This is a genomic window from Mucilaginibacter rubeus (genome assembly GCF_003286415.2).
Lineage (GTDB): Bacteria > Bacteroidota > Bacteroidia > Sphingobacteriales > Sphingobacteriaceae > Mucilaginibacter > Mucilaginibacter rubeus_A.
Map to the genome: position 1 here is coordinate 3,122,075 of NZ_CP043450.1, position 19,232 is coordinate 3,141,306.

Genomic DNA, 19,232 nt, shown 5'->3' on the forward strand with positions numbered 1-19,232 from the left:
TCAACTTTGGTACACTTCGCTATATAACTCTATCATCTCCATGGCTTTTTTTACCATAGCTTTTGAGCCGATAAATAAGGCCGAACGCTGATGAAGTCCCCTTACTTCGAGATCAAGGATTCTTGTTTGCCCGTCAGATGCCACCCCACCAGCCTGCTCTATGATCATGGCCATGGGATTACATTCGTAAACCAGCCGCAATTTTCCATTTGGGGCGCCAATCATGGGTGGATAAATGAAGATGCCACCTTTAATCAGGTTTCTGTGAAAATCAGCAACCAAAGAGCCGATGTATCTTGAACTATATGGCCGACCGGTGGGCTGATCTTCTTCCTGGCAATACCTGATGTATTGTTTGACGCTTTCAGGAAAACGGTTATAATTCCCCTCGTTCACAGAATAGATCCTGCCCTGATCCGGGATCATCATATCAGGGTACGACAGGCAGAATTCGCCTAAAAAGGGATCCAGCGTAAATCCGTTCACCCCGTTTCCGGTGGTATAGACAAGCATGGTCGAAGAGCCATATATAACATAACCTGCTGCAACCTGCTGATTTCCGTCCTGGAGCAAATCATGCGGCTTTATTGCACTGCTATTAACGCGCCGATAAATGGAAAATATCGTTCCGACTCCAACATTTACGTCAATATTTGAAGAGCCGTCCAGCGGATCAATAGCTACTATATAGCTTCCTTTTCCCGGTAACGGTGAATCAAATATGACAGGCTCATCGTTTTCTTCGGAAACAACAGCACTACATTCACTTCCTCTTTTTAGTGCGGTTATAAACTGTTCATTGGCATAAACATCCAGGCGCTGCTGGCATTCGCCCTGAATGTTTACGCAATCAGTTTCTCCTAATACTCCTGCAAGCCCAGCCCTGTTGATTTCCCGGTTCACCACTTTCGCGGCTATGCCGAGATCCCTTAACAAGCGCGACAACTCACCTTTGGCATTAGGAAAATCAGCCTGTTTTTCAATAATAAACTGGTCTAAAGTTTTGAATTGTGGTTTCATTACTGTTTCTTTTTTGATGTACGCTCAGAAAATAGGTTCAGGAACCGGCTCATTTAGCTTGCTTTGACTGGTTTCGGCGGCGCTAATCACTTTTACCGTTTTCATAAAAGAATCAGGAGTTACCGAGATACTACCTATCCCCTCTTCGGTAAGGAAGCGGGCGAAGTCGGGGAAATCAGATGGCCCCTGACCGCAGATCCCTACTTTAACATTCATATCCCGGGCAGTGCGGATGAGCGATGAGATCATGGTTTTTACAGCTTCGTTACGCTCATTATAGAGGCCGGCAACCAGGGCAGAATCCCTGTCGAGCCCGAGCACCAGTTGCGTAAGATCATTTGAGCCTATCGAAAACCCGTCAATGTATTTACCAAACTCCTGCGCAAGGATAATATTGGAGGGTAATTCGGCCATGAGATAAACCTCCAAACCTTCGTCACCACGTTTTAACCCGTACGCTTCCATGGTTTCGTAAACTTTCAGCAGTTCTCCAACGGTGCGACAGAATGGGATCATGACAGTAACATTGCTGAGCCCCATTACCTCCCTCACTTTCCGTATGGCTTTACATTCCATACCGAAAGCCTCCCGGTAAGCATCTGAATAATACCTTGAAGCCCCGCGCCAGCCTATCATCGGGTTCTCCTCTTCAGGTTCAAAATATTTACCACCGGGCATGTTGGCATATTCGTTTGTCTTAAAATCAGAGAAACGGACAATCACCCTGTTGGGATAAAAAGCAGCAGCTATCCTGGCTATGCCATATGATAATTTTTCGATAAAAAATTCTTCGCCATTGGCATATCCCCTGGTTTGCGCTGCTATATAGCTGCTAAGTTCAGCGTCGCCAATGCTTTCATGCTTAAGTAAAGCCATAGGGTGTACCTTAATATAATTATTGATAATAAACTCCTCGCGGGCTAAACCTACGCCCTGACTTGGGTAACTGGCATAATGAAAGGCCATTTCGGGCGAGGCTACATTCATCATTAACGGTGTTTTAATTGCGGGCAAGGAGGTAAACTTTTGCTCCGTTTTTTCATAAGCTATGATCCCGTCGTAAATAATCCCGGCCTCTCCTTCGGCACATGAGGCCGTGATATCCATTCCTGTTTTTAAAATAGCTGTAGCGTTTTCGCAGCCAACAATGGCCGGTACGCCCAACTCACGGGCAACAATAGCGGCATGGCAGGTTCTGCCCCCTTTGTTGGTGATAATAGCGGCCGCCTTTTTCATAACGGGCTCCCAATCCGGGTCGGTCATGTCAGTAACCATGATATCACCTTCCTTGAAATCGATGTGTTGAATTCCCGCCCTGTCCAGGCCCTCCAATAAATGAACTTTTCCGGCGGCTATTTTATCACCAACGGCAATCCCCTTGAGCAAAATCTTTTCATGACGGCTTTCATCATGTATTTGATAGGCAACTACCGAACCTACTTCCCGGCGCGAATGAATTGTTTCTGGCCTGGCTTGTACAATGAAGAGCTCGCCAGAGATCCCGTCAACCGCCCATTCAATATCCATGGGACACCATTTCTTTTTAAGGACAGAATAATAATCCTCAATAATGGCAACCCAACGGCTTAATTCAATAATCTGATCATCATTGAGACAGAATGACGCGGCTTCGGAAGCAGAAACAGGAACCACCCTGACCGGTTCAGCAGCCGTTGTTCCGTAAACCATTTTCTGATGTTTTTGCCCAAGTTTTTTTTCTATGATGGAGCTAAAACCTCGTTTCAGCAAAGGTTTAAACACGATAAACTCATCGGGATTTACCGAGCCCTGAACAATCATTTCACCCAAACCATAAGAGCCGTTGATGACAATAACATCTTTGAAACCACTTTCTGTATCCAGGGAGAAGGCGACACCAGACATCCCGAGGTCGGACCGTACCATTTTTTGGATACAAACAGAAAGCCCCACCTGGAAATGATCATATCCAAACATTTTACGATAACTGATAGCCCTATCCGTAAACAGCGACGCAAAACAGTTTTTGACCGCTTTTAATACATTCTCGATACCGCTAATGTTCAGGTAGGTATCCTGTTGCCCGGCAAAAGAAGCATCGGGCAAATCTTCGGCGGTTGCAGAAGAACGGACTGCGACATCAACATTTTCCTGCCGGTACTGTAAACAAAGTTGTTTATACCCCGCGCTTATTTGCGAAGTCATTTCGTCAGGAAAATTACCATCGCTGATCAGTGTTCTGATAGCTAATCCGCATGCTGCCAGTTGCTGCAGGTTATCTGTATCTGTGGCGTTGATCCTCTCACGGATCACGTTATCCAGATGGTTGAATGTTATAAACCGATGATAAGCAGAAGCTGTAATAATGAATCCATCCGGAATCCGGATACCTGACGGAGCAAGGTTTTGAAGCATTTCGCCGAGAGATGCATTTTTACCGCCAACTGCCTCAATATCCCTGATAGCGGCTTCCGCTAACCTGAGGGTGAATTTTTCCTGCTGCATAATGTTTGTTTTTTTAGTAAAGGTATTTTGGCAGCAATGGAGTACATGTGTAAATCTTATTTAAAAATGATACTATATTATCCTTATATTGAACACAATTAAGATATTCATATAATATAACATGGATTTTATCTTTAGCAGAATTTCAGGCAATAGTGAACAGTCCTTCAGTTTGAAAGAGTCGTCGCTTTATCATGGCTTGAATGACCTGCACGCCCACAATGAGGTGGAATTGATTTATGTTATAGAAGGAAAGGGTACCATCATGATCCATGAAAAAATTGAACAGATTGTGGGTGGCACGATGATCATGATTGGAAGCAATGTTCCGCACATGCTGCGGTTTGAATCGTTTGCGTATCTGAAACCTTTAACCAAAATGGGAAAGTATGAATTGCCTGTGCGGCTGCTTACCTTACACTTTAATCGCGACACTTTCGGCAACACCTTTATGGCCCTCCCCGAAAATTACCTGATCAATCAATTGTTCGCCGATTGTATGAATGGCCTGGTTATCCATCCTAATGAACATCCAACGATCCTCGCCCGGCTAAGAGAGCTGATGAATGCACCCAAGTATGACCACTTACCTTTACTAATGAGGTTATTTAATGGCATAGCCCTTAGTCAGCAGCATACCAGTTTTACCTCTGCCCCTTCCGTCAATACTTACAATAAGTTGGATGAACAGCGGCTGACTAAAATTTACCTATACACCCTGAATAATTTCACCAAAACCATCAAGCTTAAGGAGGTAGCGGCCATTATTTACATGAGCCCAAACGCGTTTTGTAAATACTTCAGAAACCTTACCCAAAAAAGCTACTTTGAGTTTTTGCTGGAGGTAAAAATAAACTATGCATGCCGCTTGCTTAAAGAAACCGACTACAGCATGGTTGTAGTTTGCTATGATTCGGGCTTTAGTAACCACTCTAATTTCAACAGGCATTTTAAGAAGATAACAGGACAAACACCGTTAGAATATAGAAAGACGAACCAACGTTCAATTACAACATTATGACGTACTGGGAAATCGCTTTTAAAATAGGAGGCTCCTACAGAGCCCGGATATTGGGCTAATACATTGCTATAAACACGGAACTCCTAACGGAGTTATAAAAGCCCCCCAGACGGGTAACGTGTTTATAGTGTTAAATTGAAAGAATTTACGGGCTTCATAGGAGCCACGTATCGCCAATTTGTTAAAAGCGATTTCCCTGGCATGACGTACTAATAGTCCACTCGTTATTGAAAAAACCTTTAATTTGCAGGAGCTTAAACAAGCATGTATCTGAAGAATCAATCATAAGCTTCTTTCCCATTCTACAGGCTCGGGGAAGAGTTTTTTATACTCTTCTGCTCCAAATTGATCTACGAAATGCGACCATTGAATAATATAGTCTTCGCCCCAACCCATCCCCCAGAACATCCCACCTCTGTCACAATTTGGAAATGCAATCCAGGGCGGAAAGATCAAATCCGGATCTTTTGAAACTTCAAACAATTGCGCCCTTACACGCATTAAAATTTGACCGAGCATATTTTTACCAGCACCATCTCCCTTATCAGCCCAATAGTCATCAGCAGAATTGTGGTATATTATCGTTGCGTCACCTGTTTCCACCAAGATCTTTTTTAATTCATTATGCTGAAAAAATTTCGCTTTTACTGCCTTTAGCATAACTGAATCTTTCACTTCCTCCCAATCTGATCTCAGCTTACTTCCAAGATTCGACGCTTGGTCAACAGCTTCCCAGGGAGACTTTGTCGCCTTAATCCGATCCCATAAATTAACATCTTCAAACTTCATTGATTGAAAATAATGTTCGGCTGTTGGCCATATTTCATTGAGCAGAATAATCGGCATTGAGTAAAAATTAGAAAACTCGCCATAAGGTTCCGATGGCTTGCAAAATTTTATTTCTGTCATGATTTGTTCAATGGATTGAGCCTGCTATTCAAATTAACAATAGTAATAAATATTACTTACTTCGCAACTTTCGTTTACACACAATCGCTCACTTTATTTAAATGTAAATTTTCCCTGTAACTATATTGTCCAAAGCATGGTCTTATAGGAATGAGATTGATCCGGATATCTATTTTAACCTTCTTTACACTTTTAATATTCAACTTTGCCAATGCACAAACCACAGGTGGTAAAATATCGGGAAGTGTTTTAGATGACGCTAAAAAACCACTTGACGGAGCAACTGTAACCCTGCTTATTGCAAAAGACTCAACAGTAGTAGGCACCCTGCTTGCCAACAAGGATGGCAGCTTCTTATTTCAAAACCTGAAAGAAAACACCTATACTATAAAAGCAAGCTACATAGGCTATAAAAATTACCGCAGCGAACCGGTAATTATCAGCAGGCAAAAAGCAGTTAATTTATCGCCGATTATTTTGGCGGCAGCAGGAAAAACCCTGAATGAAGTAGCTGTTACCGCAAAAAGATCATACATTCAGCAGAAGATTGACCGCACCGTGGTTAATGTGGGCTCACTGATATCCAATACAGGCGCCAACGCCCTGGAAGTACTTTCAAAAAGCCCCGGTGTGCAGGTAGATGCCGATGGTAATATAACTTTTAAGGGAAAAAGCGGCGTATTGGTAATGATAGATGATAAACCCACCTATCTTTCGGCCTCAAACCTGGCTACTTATCTGCGTTCTTTGCCATCTTCGGCATTAGATCAGATTGAGTTGATGGATAACCCGCCGGCCAAATATGATGCTGCCGGAAACGCGGGCGTCATCAATATCAAGACCAAGAAAAATACCATTAAGGGTTTCAATGCGGTGATATCTGCTGATTACGCACAAGGCCATTACAGCCGTACCGACGAAAGCATCAACCTTAATTACCGCGTAAACAAGGTCAACCTGTTTGCCAACCTTTCTTACAACGGGCAACGCACATACCGGAGACTGGAAATTGACAGGGACTATTTGGACGATAACGGCGCCAAAACCTCGTCATTAAAGGATATTTCATACTTCAGGCCTTCAAGCAGCAATACCAATATCAAAGCCGGGATGGATTATTATATATCACCCAAAACTACCTGGGGTGTTGTTTTTACCGGCACGATATCGCGCGACCATGACAACAGCCCGGTATATAGCTTATCGTATGGCCCAAACGGTGGCCTGGATTCGAGCATCACTACTTCTAACTCGTCCCGGAATAAATTTGACAGCAAAGGCATCAACCTAAACTATACTCATAAATATGACAGCACCGGTCGTACGCTTACTTTTGACCTGGATTATATCAACGATTTATCCGGCAGTAAACAGCTGTTTATGAATGACACCTTTTTACCCGATGGTACTTCAATCAATTCGCGTACACTCCGTGATGACTTGCCATCAACCATCAATATTTACTCTGCGAAAGCCGATTACTCTCATCCTCTTAAAGGCAAAGCCAAGTTTGAAGCGGGTATTAAAAGCAGCTACGTAAATACCGACAATGCCGCTAATTATTTCAATGTGGTTAACGGCGAAAGCAGTATTGATTATAACAATACCAATCGTTTTTTATATAAGGAGAATATCAATGCCGCCTATGTTAATTTTAATAAAACCGTAGGCCGGTTCTCTATACAAACGGGGCTACGGGCCGAGAACACCAATGGCATCGGTCACCAGTTGGGGAACGCCCAAAGGCCCGACTCATCATTTGCCAATCATTACACCAATCTTTTTCCTACCGCCTATTTATCGTACAATCTGGATACAGCCGGTCACAAAGTGTTGGTTGCCTCTTATGGCCGCCGCATAGGCCGCCCAAGCTACGGAAGCTTAAATCCATTCACTTTTTTTGTGGATGAGTACACCTATTTTTCCGGCAACCCTTTCCTAAGGCCCCAATTTACCGATAACTATAAACTGGCCTACAGTTTCAAAAGCCTGTTCACCATAGCGGTTACCTACAACTACACAACCGACGTACAAAATGAAACTATTCATAGAGACGGCAAGATCTTTATAAGCACCACAGGCAATATAGGGCAACAAAAAACATGGGACTATTCGATCAACACAAATCTCCAGCCCGCTAAATGGTGGTCGGTAAACCTATATGCCGAAGTTTATAACAACACCTACCAGGGCGCATTTTATAACGGATACCTTCATGCTTCAAAATATACGTTTTCGGCCAATGGCAATAACCAGTTTACCATGTCCAAAAGCTGGAGCGCCGAGTTAAGTGGCTTTTATAATACCAGCGGAACTTACGGGCAATTTGTTTCTATCCCTACCGGTATGCTCAATGCTGCTATCCAGAAAAAGATCCTGAATAACAAGGGAACCATCAAGCTAAACATGCGGGATGTTTTTCACTCCTTTAGTCCAAGCGGCACTATTACTAATATTGTGGGTGCTACAGCTACCTATCACAACTATTTAGATACACAGGTAGCAACCCTGGCATTTACTTATAACCTGGGTAACTTAACCCATACCGCTCCCAAACGGGATACCGGTGGTGCCGAGAGCGAGCAAGGCAGGGCACATTAACCTGCGTAACCCTCCCATAAGTAGCGCATACTTGCAGTATAATTGTTACATTAACGGTTAAAAACGTTATTGCATTTCAATCCATTTCTTCGATATTTGGTTTAGCCGCGCAGATGTGTTGCGTGGCTAAACCAATTTACCTTTTAAATTATCAAAGAAACAGGCGCTTACACAGTTAAGCGTTATTGCTTTTGGTATATAAAAACAACCTGCAAATCAAACTATCTACTATATGGAAAAATCACGCCGTACCTTTATCAGGCAGGCCGCATTAGCCGGTGCCGGAATTATGCTTACCCCTAAAAGCTGGAGCGCGCAAAGTTACAAACGTATCATTGGCGCTAATGACCGTGTTAGGGTTGGCGTTGTGGGCTTTTCGGACAGACACAAAAGTTCGCATGTGCCCAGCTTCATGAACCATTATAAGGAGCTTAATTTTGATGTGGTAGCTGTATCTGATATCTGGAACAAACGACGTGAAGAAGGTGCTGCACTGTGGAAAGATAAAATGCAGCATGATGTAAAAGCGTATCGCAATAACGAAGAACTGTATGACAGCAAAACGGTAGATGCCGTATTTATCAGTACTGCCGATTTTCAGCACGCGCGCCATTGCATTGAAGCGGTAAAGGCCGGTTGTGACGCGTATGTAGAAAAACCGTTTGCCGAAACCATGGAAGATAACAGAGCTGCCTTAAAAGCGGTAAAGGAATCGGGCAAGATTGTGCAAATAGGCTCCCAACGCCGGAGTGGAGCTAATTATCATGCGGCCAACGATTTTATCCGTTCGGGAAAATTTGGCCCTATCACTATGGTTGAGCTTACCTGGAATGTAAACCAGCCCGGACGCTGGCGCAGGCCGGAACTTTTGAGCCAGCTAAAAGAACAGGATACCGACTGGAAGCGCTTTATCATGAACCGCCCTTATGAGGATTTCGATCCTCGGAAATATTTGGAATACCGCTTGTTCTGGCCATACTCATCGGGGCTTGCCGGCCAGTGGATGAGCCACCAGATTGATACTGTACACTGGTTCAGTGGTTTAAAACGCCCACGCAGCGTAGTTGCCAATGGCGGTATTTATATGTGGAAAGATGGTCGCCGCAACTGGGATACCATACTTGCAGCATTTGATTACGGGCCACTTGAAGATCCTTCAACCGGTTTCCAGGTTACTTTTGCCTCGCGTATGCATAATGGAGATGAGCATCCGGCCGAGATCTACTACTCAAACGGAGGCGAGCTTAATCTGATCACAAACAAGGTATCGCCCGAAGGTGGACTTACACAAAAAATGGCTGATGCCATGCACATGAAAGCCAACCTGCTGCCTGATCTTAACCTGGCCAATACAGAACAAGTTGTTGCATCTGCCAATACCGGAGGTGATGTGCTCACCTCAAACCACGTGCGTAACTGGATGGAGTGCGTACGCAGTCGTAAACAACCCAATGCCCCGGTTGAAGCAGGCTACAGTCATTCTATAGCAAACATCATGACCAACGCGGCCGTACATACCGGCTACAAAGCCACTTTTGATGAAGCCAGCCAGGAGGTAATGGCTAACGGCAAGGTGTTTAAATATTGATCTGCAGCCAGGTCATAAGCATTATCTGACTCTGTCTGTGTGTTAGCTTTAACACATAGATAGCTTTAACCTTACATCAAACAATGAAGATCATAAAAAAATTAGGGCTTGCCGTTGCAGCAAACTTGATGTTGTTGCCGGCAGTACAAGCCCAAAAGGCCGAGCCTGTAAAACTGGTAAAAGCCACGGGCAATAAAATAGATATCCTGATAGGTGGCAAACCCTTTACCAGTTTCCTGTATCCGGATACGCTGGAAAAGCCGGTGCTATATCCGATACACTCGGCCAATGGCACCCTGGTAACCCGCGGCTTCCCATTGGCTACACGCGCCGGCGATCCTACAGATCACCCGCATCATATTGGCCTCTGGTTTAATTTTGAAAACCTGAACGGACTGGATTTTTGGAATAACTCATACGCGATACCTGCCGCTAAAAAGAGCGGCTATGGCTGGATCCGTACCGACCGCATCCTAAAAATGGAGAGCGGCACAAAAGGTGTCCTGGCGTATCACGCCAACTGGACAAATCAGCAAAAACACGTTATACTGGAAGAGAATACCCGTTTTGAATTTAGCGGAAACGGGCAAGACCGGATAATTGACCGTATAACCACACTCAAAGCTGATACGGAAGCATTTTTTAAAGATGCTAAAGACGGAATGCTTGGCCTTCGCCTGGCCCACGATCTGCAGATTCCGGACCCGGCAGACCAAAAATTCACCGACGATAAAGGCAACATCACCATAGTAAAAGGCGGCGCCGATAAAATAGCTAATGGCACTTATTTAACCAGCGAGGGTAAGACCGGTAATGATGCCTGGAGCACCCGCAGTGTATGGTGCAAGGTATACGGCAAAATGGGTGCCGACTCGGTAAGTATCACCATTATTGATCACCCGCAAAACCCTAATTACCCTACTTTTTGGCATGCCCGGGGCTACGGTCTGTTTGCAGCTAATCCTTTAGGCGAAAAGGTATTTACCAACGGAAAATCGGAAAAGAACCTTACCCTGAAAAAGGGTGAATCTGTAACATTCAGATACCGGATCATTATCCATAACGGCAGCCAAACCAGCAGCAGCGCTCAATTAAACCAGGAAGCGGCGGCTTTTGGCAAAACGAAATAAAATTACATCTCCCAATAATAGCACATGAGGTATATAAATATATACCTCATGTGCTATTAATTAAGCCCAATTATTCACTTTTTAAACTTTTAACCGGGCTTGTTAATGCCGCTTTTATGGTTTGGATACTAACCGTAATCATAGTGATCACTATCGCGGTAATACCCGTTAACACAAATATCCATGGCGAAATCCCCGACCGGTAATCAAAATGCTGCAGCCAGTTATTCATCATATAAATTGCAATTGGTGTGGCAACCAGGAGCGAGATAAATACCAGGGTAATAAAGTCGGTAGTTAACAATCTCCAAAGATTGAAAACTGTTGCTCCAAGTACCTTGCGTACGCCAATTTCCTTAACACGTTGTTCGGCCATGAAGGATGCCATGCCAAATAATCCCAGGCAACTGATAAAGATAGCCAGTGCTGCAAAAAACGCCGCCAGCTTACCAATACGCTGTTCGTTGCCAAATTTTTGAGCGTATGCCGAATCCACAAAGCTATATTGAAAAGGTTGTTCGGGGTTGAAGTGTTTGAATACCTGTTGTATACTCTCGATAGCTTTTCCGGCACTCATTTGAGGATTAATACGTAATAACACTGTCCCGGCAGCATCTTTATTAAAAAAGTAAATGCAAGGCTTTACCTCTCCATAAGGCGAATCAACAATAATGTTGCTGATGACACCAATTATTTTGAAAGGATGCCCGTAAAAGGTGATATTTTCACCTACCGGGTTCTTCATCCCCATAAACTTTACCGCAGACTCATTAACTACCACTGCCGATGAATCAGTCAGGTAATCTTTTGAAAAGTCCCTCCCTCCTTTAAATTGCCAGCCTGCGGTTTTTCCGTAATCAACAGAAACACCGTTTTGCTGAAAATCGACGCTTAAGTTCGGATCTTTCTCTTTCCACTCAATAGCGCTGGTGCTGCCCGCGGTTTGGGTAGGGTTTACATCACCTTCGGCAACAGAAACAACAGCGCCGGTTTTATAAAGCTCATTTTTTAGCGCAGTAAAGCTCTTATGAACCTGGTCGGTGCCGGGATTAACAGCTAACAAGCCGTCCCTGCTGTAACCTACCGGCCGGTCCTTTGCAAACTGGATCTGCCTGAAAACAACCACAGTGCCGATGATCAGTGTTATCGATACCGTAAATTGCAATACCACGAGTACTTTGCGCGGAAGCGCCGCCAGTTTTCCTGCCCTGAATACCCCTTTGAGCACTTTTACCGGCTGAAACGACGACAGGTAAAACGCGGGGTAGCTTCCGGCAACAATCCCGGTAAATAAAGTAAAGCCCAATCCCAATAACCAGAACAAGGCGCTGCCCCACAGTATGGTCATTTGCTTTTCTGCTACTTCGTTAAAAAGAGGCAGACTCAACTGCACCATCACCAAAGAAATTACAAACGCCAGCGCTACACATAAAACCGACTCGCTAAAAAACTGGTAAATAAGCTGGCCCCTGGCCGAACCAATTGCTTTCCTGATGCCCACTTCACGGGCCCGCTTCTCCGACCTGGCTGTGCTCAGGTTCATGAAGTTTATGCAGGCCAGCAGCAATACAAAAACACCGATGATGCCAAACATCCATACATATTGAATGCGGCCCCCTGTGTTTTTGCCGTCTTTAAATTCATCGTACAAATGCCATTTGCTCATAGGATACAAAAACAACACGGGTTTCTTTTTGGCAAGTACTGCGCTAACGTTGCGCAGCTTTGCATCTTTTATTTTCAGGGACAAAGCAGCAAGATCTGCATTGGGTTGCGTTTGCACATACAATGCACAAAAGTTGGGCCGCCAGGGCTCACTCATCGACCTGATATCGTTAGCGGTAAAGCCCATTTCCCAGGGCGCAATAAAACCAAGGCCGGCAAATGTTGCATTGTGGGGCATATCTTCAAACACACCGGCAACCTTCGCATTATAATGGTTATCAATCTTTAAAGTCCGGTTCATCGGGTCAGCATCGCCGAAGTAAGCTTTTGCTGTTGATGCCGATATCAAAACCGAAGTAGGATCTGTCAATGCATTACGGTTGCCTTTCAGCATTTTCAATGTGAACATCTCAGGGCCCCCGGCTTCCATAAATACCCCGGTCCGGGTTAATTTTTTATTATCCAGCGCAAGCATATGATCGCCATAGCCGGCACTGTTTACCACCTGTTTAAAAAGACTGCCATAGCTTTTCCGCAATTCGGCTGCGAGTGGCAAGGGTACAGCCTGCCAGGTTTGCACCTCGCCATTATTGGTAACGTTTTGTATTACCTGGGCGATGTTTCCTCGGTTTTGATGATTATTGTCAAACGATAATTCATCCCAGATCCAGAGACCGATCAGCATGGCCACTGCCATACCAACAGATAATCCCGCGATATTGATAAAAGAGTGCACCTTGTTTTTAATAAGGTTGCGCCAGGCTATTTTCAGATAGTTTTTGATCATAACGATAATTTTAATTGGCAGCCGTGATTGAACAAAGAAGATTATTGTCGATATCTGTATAAGATACATGCCAAACACATAACAATCTATATATCAAAAAATTAAACAAAGATATCATTCAAAAAACTGTCCGCATACGGACAGCCTGTGTTCGGATATAGTAAAAGACATTATAGTCTCTGTTTCAGAATGATGCAACATAAAAAGGCCGGTGCACTTTGTCAGTGAGCCGGCCCGGTTATTTCAAGACTTATAAAAGTGTAGTTAGTGCGCGTCCGGTACTTCTACCTTACCCGCTTTTACAGCCGCGCGTTTTTTTATCGTCATGATCACCAACGGGATACAGCAGGCATTTAATATAGCCAGCAACAGAAAAGCATCCATATAACTAAGCAGGAAAGTTTGCCTGGTTATCGTATTTTCCAATGCACCAATTGACTGCTGTAACGCGCGCAAATAACTGGCTCCATGTGCTATGAAATTGCTGATAAAAGATTGTCGCCGTGCTATAGTTTGCGGATCGGAAGCGGTTACATGCGTAATCAAAGCCATCCGGTTATCGGCCGCCCGGTGTGCGATATAGGTATTGATCAGTGCTATACCAAATGAGCCACCCATTTGCCGCATCATATTATTCAGGGCGGCTCCCTGCGGAATGTCAGCTGGCTTAAGCTCCGAAACTGCCAGTGCAGTTAAAGGAACAATGAGCAAGGCCGCTCCCAACCCGCGACAAATCAGCGGAATAAAGAAATAGGCGTTCCCAGTTTCGAGGTTAGAACCCGACATCATAAACCCAAAAATGGCCGATAAACCAAATCCCAGGATAATGAGATATTGCGGGCGGATCCCACTTTGGAGCATTTTACCTAAAAACGGCGAAATCATGGCAGCCATCAAAGTTCCCGGTAATAACATTGTACCAGTTTGAAAGGCAGAATAGCCGATAATACGCTGGGCGTACAACGGAAAAACAAATACCGCGCTGAACAAGCCAAACCCCAATACAAAGGTCATGATTGCAGAGATTGATAAAGTGGTGCTTTTCAATACACGCAGGTTAATAACAGGGTGTTCTATCCTTAGTTCCCACCAGATCAGTATCGCTAAGCTCAAAACGGAGAGTAAAGTAAGTATAATGATATAGGTTGCAGCAAACCAGTCGTCGGTTTCGCCACGCTCGAGTACTACCTGCAAACTGCCGACACCTACTGCCAGTAAAAAGATGCCAAACCAGTCGATACTCCGGCCATCTGCCGAAGGCTTGCTGGGTTTGAGGTAAATATATGATAACAACGCGGCCATTAATCCTATAGGGATATTTACATAAAAGATCCATTGCCATGATAAGTTATCTACGATATAGCCGCCCATTACCGGGCCTATAGATGGGCCTATGATAATACCAAGGCTAAAGATTCCGCTTGCAGTTGCCCTTTCCTTCACCGGGAAAGTTTCAAATAATATCGACTGCGAAGTTGATAATAAAGCCCCGCCGCCAATACCCTGAAAAAAGCGGAAAGCGACAAGTTCCCAAAGATTATGAGAGAACCCGCATAAGGCCGAGGCAAGTGTAAATAAAAGAATAGAGCCGATATAATACTGCTTTCGGCCAATCTTCTCGGCCAGGAAGCTGGTCATGGGTATAATGATCACATTTGCAATGGCATACGAAGTAATAACCCAGGCCGTATCTTCAAGCGACGCGCCTAAATTGCCGCTCATGGTATTAATTGACACGTTTACAATTGTGGTATCAATAAGCTCTATGATGGTTGATGTGATGATCGTTATCACGATGATCCATTTTCTGAAACCTGTTTCCATAAAGCAAAATTACCTTCGCTCCTTACCGCCGCCATTATAGTATTCAAACAGGAAATTATAAAAATCAAACAAAGGCAATTTTATCAATCATCAAAAAGTCATAAATATTTATAATAATCAAATAAACCTTAACTTCGTTTTATGCAAACGATAGAAACACTTGAGGAGTTTTACAGGCGCCACCCCGTAGATAATCAAAAAGTATTTGCCGAAAACAATACCGGGCAGGGGCATTTTAATGTATTTATGCGCAAGCCCTGTATGGTACGCAGCCCGTTCAGTCGCCGCGATTTTTATAAGATAGCGCTTGTTATAGGTAACGGAAAGATGCATTATACCGATAAAGAGGTAGTGGTAGACAGGCCTGCACTTGTGTTCTCCAGCCCATCTGCAACAAGCTCATGGGAGAGCGATACAGGGCCTCAAACCGGTTGGTTTTGTCTTTTTACGCAAGCTTTTATTGAATCCGGCAGCCCGCAAATACAGGATTTTCCTTTATTCAAAGCAGGTGGCAGTCATATTGTTTTTCTTACAGAAAGTCAGCAGGCCTTCTTTTCTGCCGTGTTGCGAAAAATGATGGAAGAAATGGATTCAGAATATTCCGGCAAATACGATCTGCTCCGCAATTATTTACGCATCCTGATGCACGAGGCTTTAAAAATAAGTCCTTTAAATCCTGCCGAAAACAATATCAATGCCCCAGCCCGAATCACTAATCAATTTCTGGAGTTACTGGAAAGACAATTCCCCATCGATTCATCAGGTCAATACCTCAAACTAAAAACAGCTAATGAGTTTGCCAATTGCCTTGCAGTGCATACCAATCATTTAAACCGCTCGGTTAAGGAAAGCACCGGGCAAACAACCAGCCAGCATATTTCTGCACGCATATTAAAAGAAGCGCAAGCCCTGTTAAAACATACCGACTGGAGTATTGCGCAGATTGCCGCGGGGCTTGGTTTTGAAGAACCAGCTTACTTCACCAATTTTTTCAAAAAACATACAGGTATATCTCCGGCTACATCCCGCCTGTCAAATAGCTAAAACATTGTCAGTATATTCCGTCTCGATTAAAGGTTTCATACTATCGATGATTTGCACAACAATAACCGTACTTTATACATTGCGGGAGCCATGGTAAAAATTCAATTTTAAAGGCCGGGCATATAAAGCTTTATTTTTGTTACCCAACACATGTACAAAGCTTTAATTGCTTGTTGGCTATGGCCGGCAATGAAATCCAGCCCCTATTAAAACAATTGACTATTAATAAATTACAGCAAATACTGTTGTTAAAAATTAGCAGATGCGCTTGAATATGCTTAAATTTAAAAAAAGATTGATGCATACAGGCTCTCAACCAAAAATGAGAAGAGCCGACTTGATACGAAAGTGCAAACTGATTATACCCTGTTTCCTTTGCATCATTTCGGCAAGGGCGCAGGAAATCACCAGGCGTCATGTAGATTCTTTGCTCCTACAAAAGGAGGTTGCGGGTACTGCAACCGAACGCCTCTCATCTGTTTTGCAACTCGCGGAGTTTTTTAGCCAGTTACGCCATCCCAATCCTGCACAGTTAGACAGTGCTTCTTACTTTATTAATCAGGCCGAACAACTTAATCACCGCTCTCCGCAAACCGAAATTAATTTTCGAATATCGCTGATCCGCTCGGCGTTTTACAAATCAAAGGGCGAACCTAAAGCCGGCAGGGCTTTACTTGAGCAAACAATACAGGAAATAAAGCAAGCTCATAACTGGGTACTTCTTGGCAAGGCTTATTTTGAATTATCAGAATATTATAGCCAGGATTTTTTGCAGCAAACCATGGTTACCCGGATCAATTATCTAAACCTGGCTGTGAGCGCTTTTGAACGTACAGATCATCTGGTTGAACTTGCACGATGTTACCGCTTACTGGCCGATCTGCACCAGATGATGAATAATTACACACTTGCATTTAGTGAAGCAAAAAAGGCATTAGGCTACTATAAGCAAGCACATTACACAGAAACACAGGGACTTTACGCTTTATTAGGCAGGTTGTTTTATACCCAGGGCGACTATAGAACAGCTATTGATTATGAACTTACGGCGCTGAGGATTGCTACCGCAAGCAGCGCCGATAACGTAAGGCTGATATGCCAGATCAATAATAACCTGGGATATGACTTTATTAAACTTGGTGAAAACCCCAAAGCGATCACTTATTTTTCACGAGCGTTAGAGATAGCCAAAACCGAAAAAGATAACGCGACTGTATACCTGCTGGCCGGCAATATTGTTGATGTATACCTGCGCATGAACCAGCCGCAAAAAGCCAAAGCCTTTTTAAACCAGATAACTCAAAAATTTGCATACCCATCGGGAAAGTTGTATGAAGGAGGCGATGAGGTTAGCCAAACCTATCTTAAAATTTACCTGGCATTAAAACAGTATGATACAGCTAAGCGCTACTGCGATGAGCTTATCCGCCAAACTAACAACCCCAACCTTAACATATATGCCCGCAGCAGCTATTATGAACTGATCATTAAATACTATACCGCGACTGCCGGATTTGCCGAAGCGTTAAAATACCTTAAGCTGAATCAAAATGTATTGAAGAAGATTGGGAACGATAATGACCTTGGCACTAATGAAATTCTTTGGTTTCACCTGGATACTGCCCAAAGGCAATATCAATCGGCTATTTATCATCTTATATCAGCCAACACCATTAAAGATTCCATTTTTAACAGCACCAAAAGCAAACAAATAGAGCAGTTACAAATTGATTATGGTACCCGGCAAAAAGAGGCACAAATTGCGCTCCTCAATGAAAAAAGCAAGTTTGAGCAAGCTAATTTAAGGCAGGCAAACCAGGTTAAAAACCTCACTATCGGCGCTATATGCTTATTATTGATCATTGCTATTTTATTATTCAGGCAAAACTTACATAAGCAAAAAAACAATGAGGTAGTCACCTCCAAAAACATCCTGCTTGAAGACCTCCTGTCGCAAAAAGAATGGCTGTTAAAAGAAGTACATCACCGGGTAAAAAACAACCTGCAAATTGTAATGAGCATTCTGAACACCCAATCGGCTTATTTACAAAATGATGTGGCCCTTGAAGCCATCAGGGGTAGTCAGCACCGTGTAAACGCAATCGCGCTTCTGCATCAGAAATTGTACAGTGGGACTACCGCGGCGCTTGTATCTATGCCTGCCTACATTGCCGAATTGATAGATTATCTGAGCGATTCATTTGATACAAGCTTCAGGAAAATAAAAATCAGGCAGATATTAGAGCCTTTGAGCCTTGACCCAGCCCTGGCTGTACCCATAGGTTTGATATTGAACGAAGCCATTACAAACGCCATAAAATATGCCTTTGATCATGATGGCGGGGAGATACAGGTGAGCTTGTTTGTTGCTGATAATGGCGAGGCCATATTAAAAGTATCAGATACCGGGCGCGGCCTCCCTCCCGACTTTGATTTTTGTCAGGCCAATTCACTCGGCATGGAAATGATGAAAGCCCTTGGCAAACAGCTAAAAGGAAAATTCGCGATTGAAAATACCCATGGCGTTACATTAATGATCACCTTTCCGATTGAACAAAACCACCTTGAAGTTTTTGAAGAAAGGAATTATCTCAGTACCGACCAGGAAGTAAACTCTTAATCTGTTACCCCAGGTAATCAGGAGGATAAAGCTTTTGGCCGTATTTTTCTGCAATAGATTTTAACCGGGCTAAATCATCTTCAGTCAAAGCAGGCGGAGGCAAAAATGTACCCGAAGCAACCGGGGTTCCTATCTCCTCAAAAAACTCATCTAAACCTGCGGGAATAACGGTACATAACATATGCGCAGTGGTATTGCCTTTGTTTTTGAAACAATGTACTTCACCTCCTTTCGGGATATTTACAAAAGATCCCTTTTTCGCGATATAGGGGCCTGCTTCGGTTTTAAATTCTAATTCGCCTTCAATTACATAAAATGACTCCTGCATTTCGGCATGGGCATGCGGCCCGGGCCCACCGCCTGGCGGCACCAGCATATCAATAACGGCATAGGCACCGCCGGTTTGTTTACCCGAAATAATTACCCTATAGGCATCACCAACTACGGCAAGCGTTTGCCCCTCTTTTTCATCTACGGTTATTATGTTATTCATATCTTAAAACCTTATTAAAGCGCACACTAATCTAACTAATATTGAG

Annotated in this window: 12 protein-coding genes; 6 read left to right on the forward strand and 6 right to left on the reverse strand. The window is 43.7% G+C overall.

Annotated features, from left to right (window positions below):
• Together fbp and ppsA are read right to left on the reverse strand one after the other, a co-directional pair.
• The gene (gene fbp / locus DEO27_RS12355) at window positions 1-1,020 is read right to left on the reverse strand and encodes a class 1 fructose-bisphosphatase (protein WP_112565699.1); all 1,020 of its coding nucleotides are present in this window, start codon (window positions 1,018-1,020) and stop codon (window positions 1-3) included.
• Window positions 1,021-1,044: 24 nt separating this feature from the next.
• On the reverse strand, window positions 1,045-3,504 hold the full coding sequence (gene ppsA / locus DEO27_RS12360) for a phosphoenolpyruvate synthase (protein ID WP_112565696.1): 2,460 nt from the start codon (window positions 3,502-3,504) through the stop codon (window positions 1,045-1,047).
• A gap of 121 nt (window positions 3,505-3,625) precedes the next feature.
• On the opposite strand from ppsA, the gene DEO27_RS12365 reads away from it, so the two are divergent.
• Complete coding sequence (locus tag DEO27_RS12365; protein WP_112565693.1) at window positions 3,626-4,525, forward strand: AraC family transcriptional regulator; 900 nt, start codon at window positions 3,626-3,628, stop codon at window positions 4,523-4,525.
• A 282-nt stretch (window positions 4,526-4,807) separates the two neighbouring features.
• Here DEO27_RS12365 and DEO27_RS12370 read toward each other — a convergent pair whose 3' ends face one another.
• A complete protein-coding gene (locus DEO27_RS12370; RefSeq protein WP_190295392.1) occupies window positions 4,808-5,434 on the reverse strand; it encodes an NADAR family protein in 627 nt (208 codons plus the stop codon).
• 150 nt (window positions 5,435-5,584) lie between these two features.
• On the opposite strand from DEO27_RS12370, the gene DEO27_RS12375 reads away from it, so the two are divergent.
• The 3 genes from DEO27_RS12375 to DEO27_RS12385 all read left to right on the forward strand — a co-directional run bounded on the left by DEO27_RS12375 (window position 5,585) and on the right by DEO27_RS12385 (window position 10,753).
• Window positions 5,585-8,035 carry an outer membrane beta-barrel protein gene (locus DEO27_RS12375; protein ID WP_112565687.1) on the forward strand — a complete coding sequence of 817 codons (2,451 nt, stop codon included), beginning with the start codon at window positions 5,585-5,587 and terminating at the stop codon, window positions 8,033-8,035.
• 232 nt (window positions 8,036-8,267) lie between these two features.
• Window positions 8,268-9,623: a Gfo/Idh/MocA family protein gene (locus DEO27_RS12380; RefSeq protein WP_112565684.1), complete on the forward strand. Its 1,356-nt coding sequence runs from the start codon at window positions 8,268-8,270 to the stop codon at window positions 9,621-9,623.
• An 83-nt stretch (window positions 9,624-9,706) separates the two neighbouring features.
• The gene (locus DEO27_RS12385; RefSeq protein WP_112565681.1) at window positions 9,707-10,753 is read left to right on the forward strand and encodes a PmoA family protein; all 1,047 of its coding nucleotides are present in this window, start codon (window positions 9,707-9,709) and stop codon (window positions 10,751-10,753) included.
• 70 nt (window positions 10,754-10,823) lie between these two features.
• Here DEO27_RS12385 and DEO27_RS12390 read toward each other — a convergent pair whose 3' ends face one another.
• Complete coding sequence (locus DEO27_RS12390; RefSeq protein ID WP_112565678.1) at window positions 10,824-13,205, reverse strand: ABC transporter permease; 2,382 nt, start codon at window positions 13,203-13,205, stop codon at window positions 10,824-10,826.
• 264 nt (window positions 13,206-13,469) lie between these two features.
• Complete coding sequence (locus DEO27_RS12395) at window positions 13,470-15,029, reverse strand: DHA2 family efflux MFS transporter permease subunit (protein ID WP_112565675.1); 1,560 nt, start codon at window positions 15,027-15,029, stop codon at window positions 13,470-13,472.
• Window positions 15,030-15,170: 141 nt separating this feature from the next.
• Between DEO27_RS12395 and DEO27_RS12400 the strand changes: the two genes are divergently transcribed.
• Both DEO27_RS12400 and DEO27_RS12405 read left to right on the forward strand, forming a co-directional pair.
• Window positions 15,171-16,073, forward strand: coding sequence for a helix-turn-helix domain-containing protein (locus tag DEO27_RS12400; RefSeq protein ID WP_112565672.1), 903 nt, complete (start codon window positions 15,171-15,173; stop codon window positions 16,071-16,073).
• 322 nt (window positions 16,074-16,395) lie between these two features.
• Complete coding sequence (locus DEO27_RS12405) at window positions 16,396-18,693, forward strand: histidine kinase dimerization/phosphoacceptor domain -containing protein (RefSeq protein WP_190295393.1); 2,298 nt, start codon at window positions 16,396-16,398, stop codon at window positions 18,691-18,693.
• Window positions 18,694-18,697: 4 nt separating this feature from the next.
• Here the strand turns inward: DEO27_RS12405 and DEO27_RS12410 are convergent, their stop codons facing one another.
• Window positions 18,698-19,186 (reverse strand): cupin domain-containing protein, encoded by a 489-nt coding sequence (locus tag DEO27_RS12410; protein ID WP_112565666.1) that lies wholly within the window; start codon window positions 19,184-19,186, stop codon window positions 18,698-18,700.
• Window positions 19,187-19,232 lie beyond the last annotated feature (46 nt).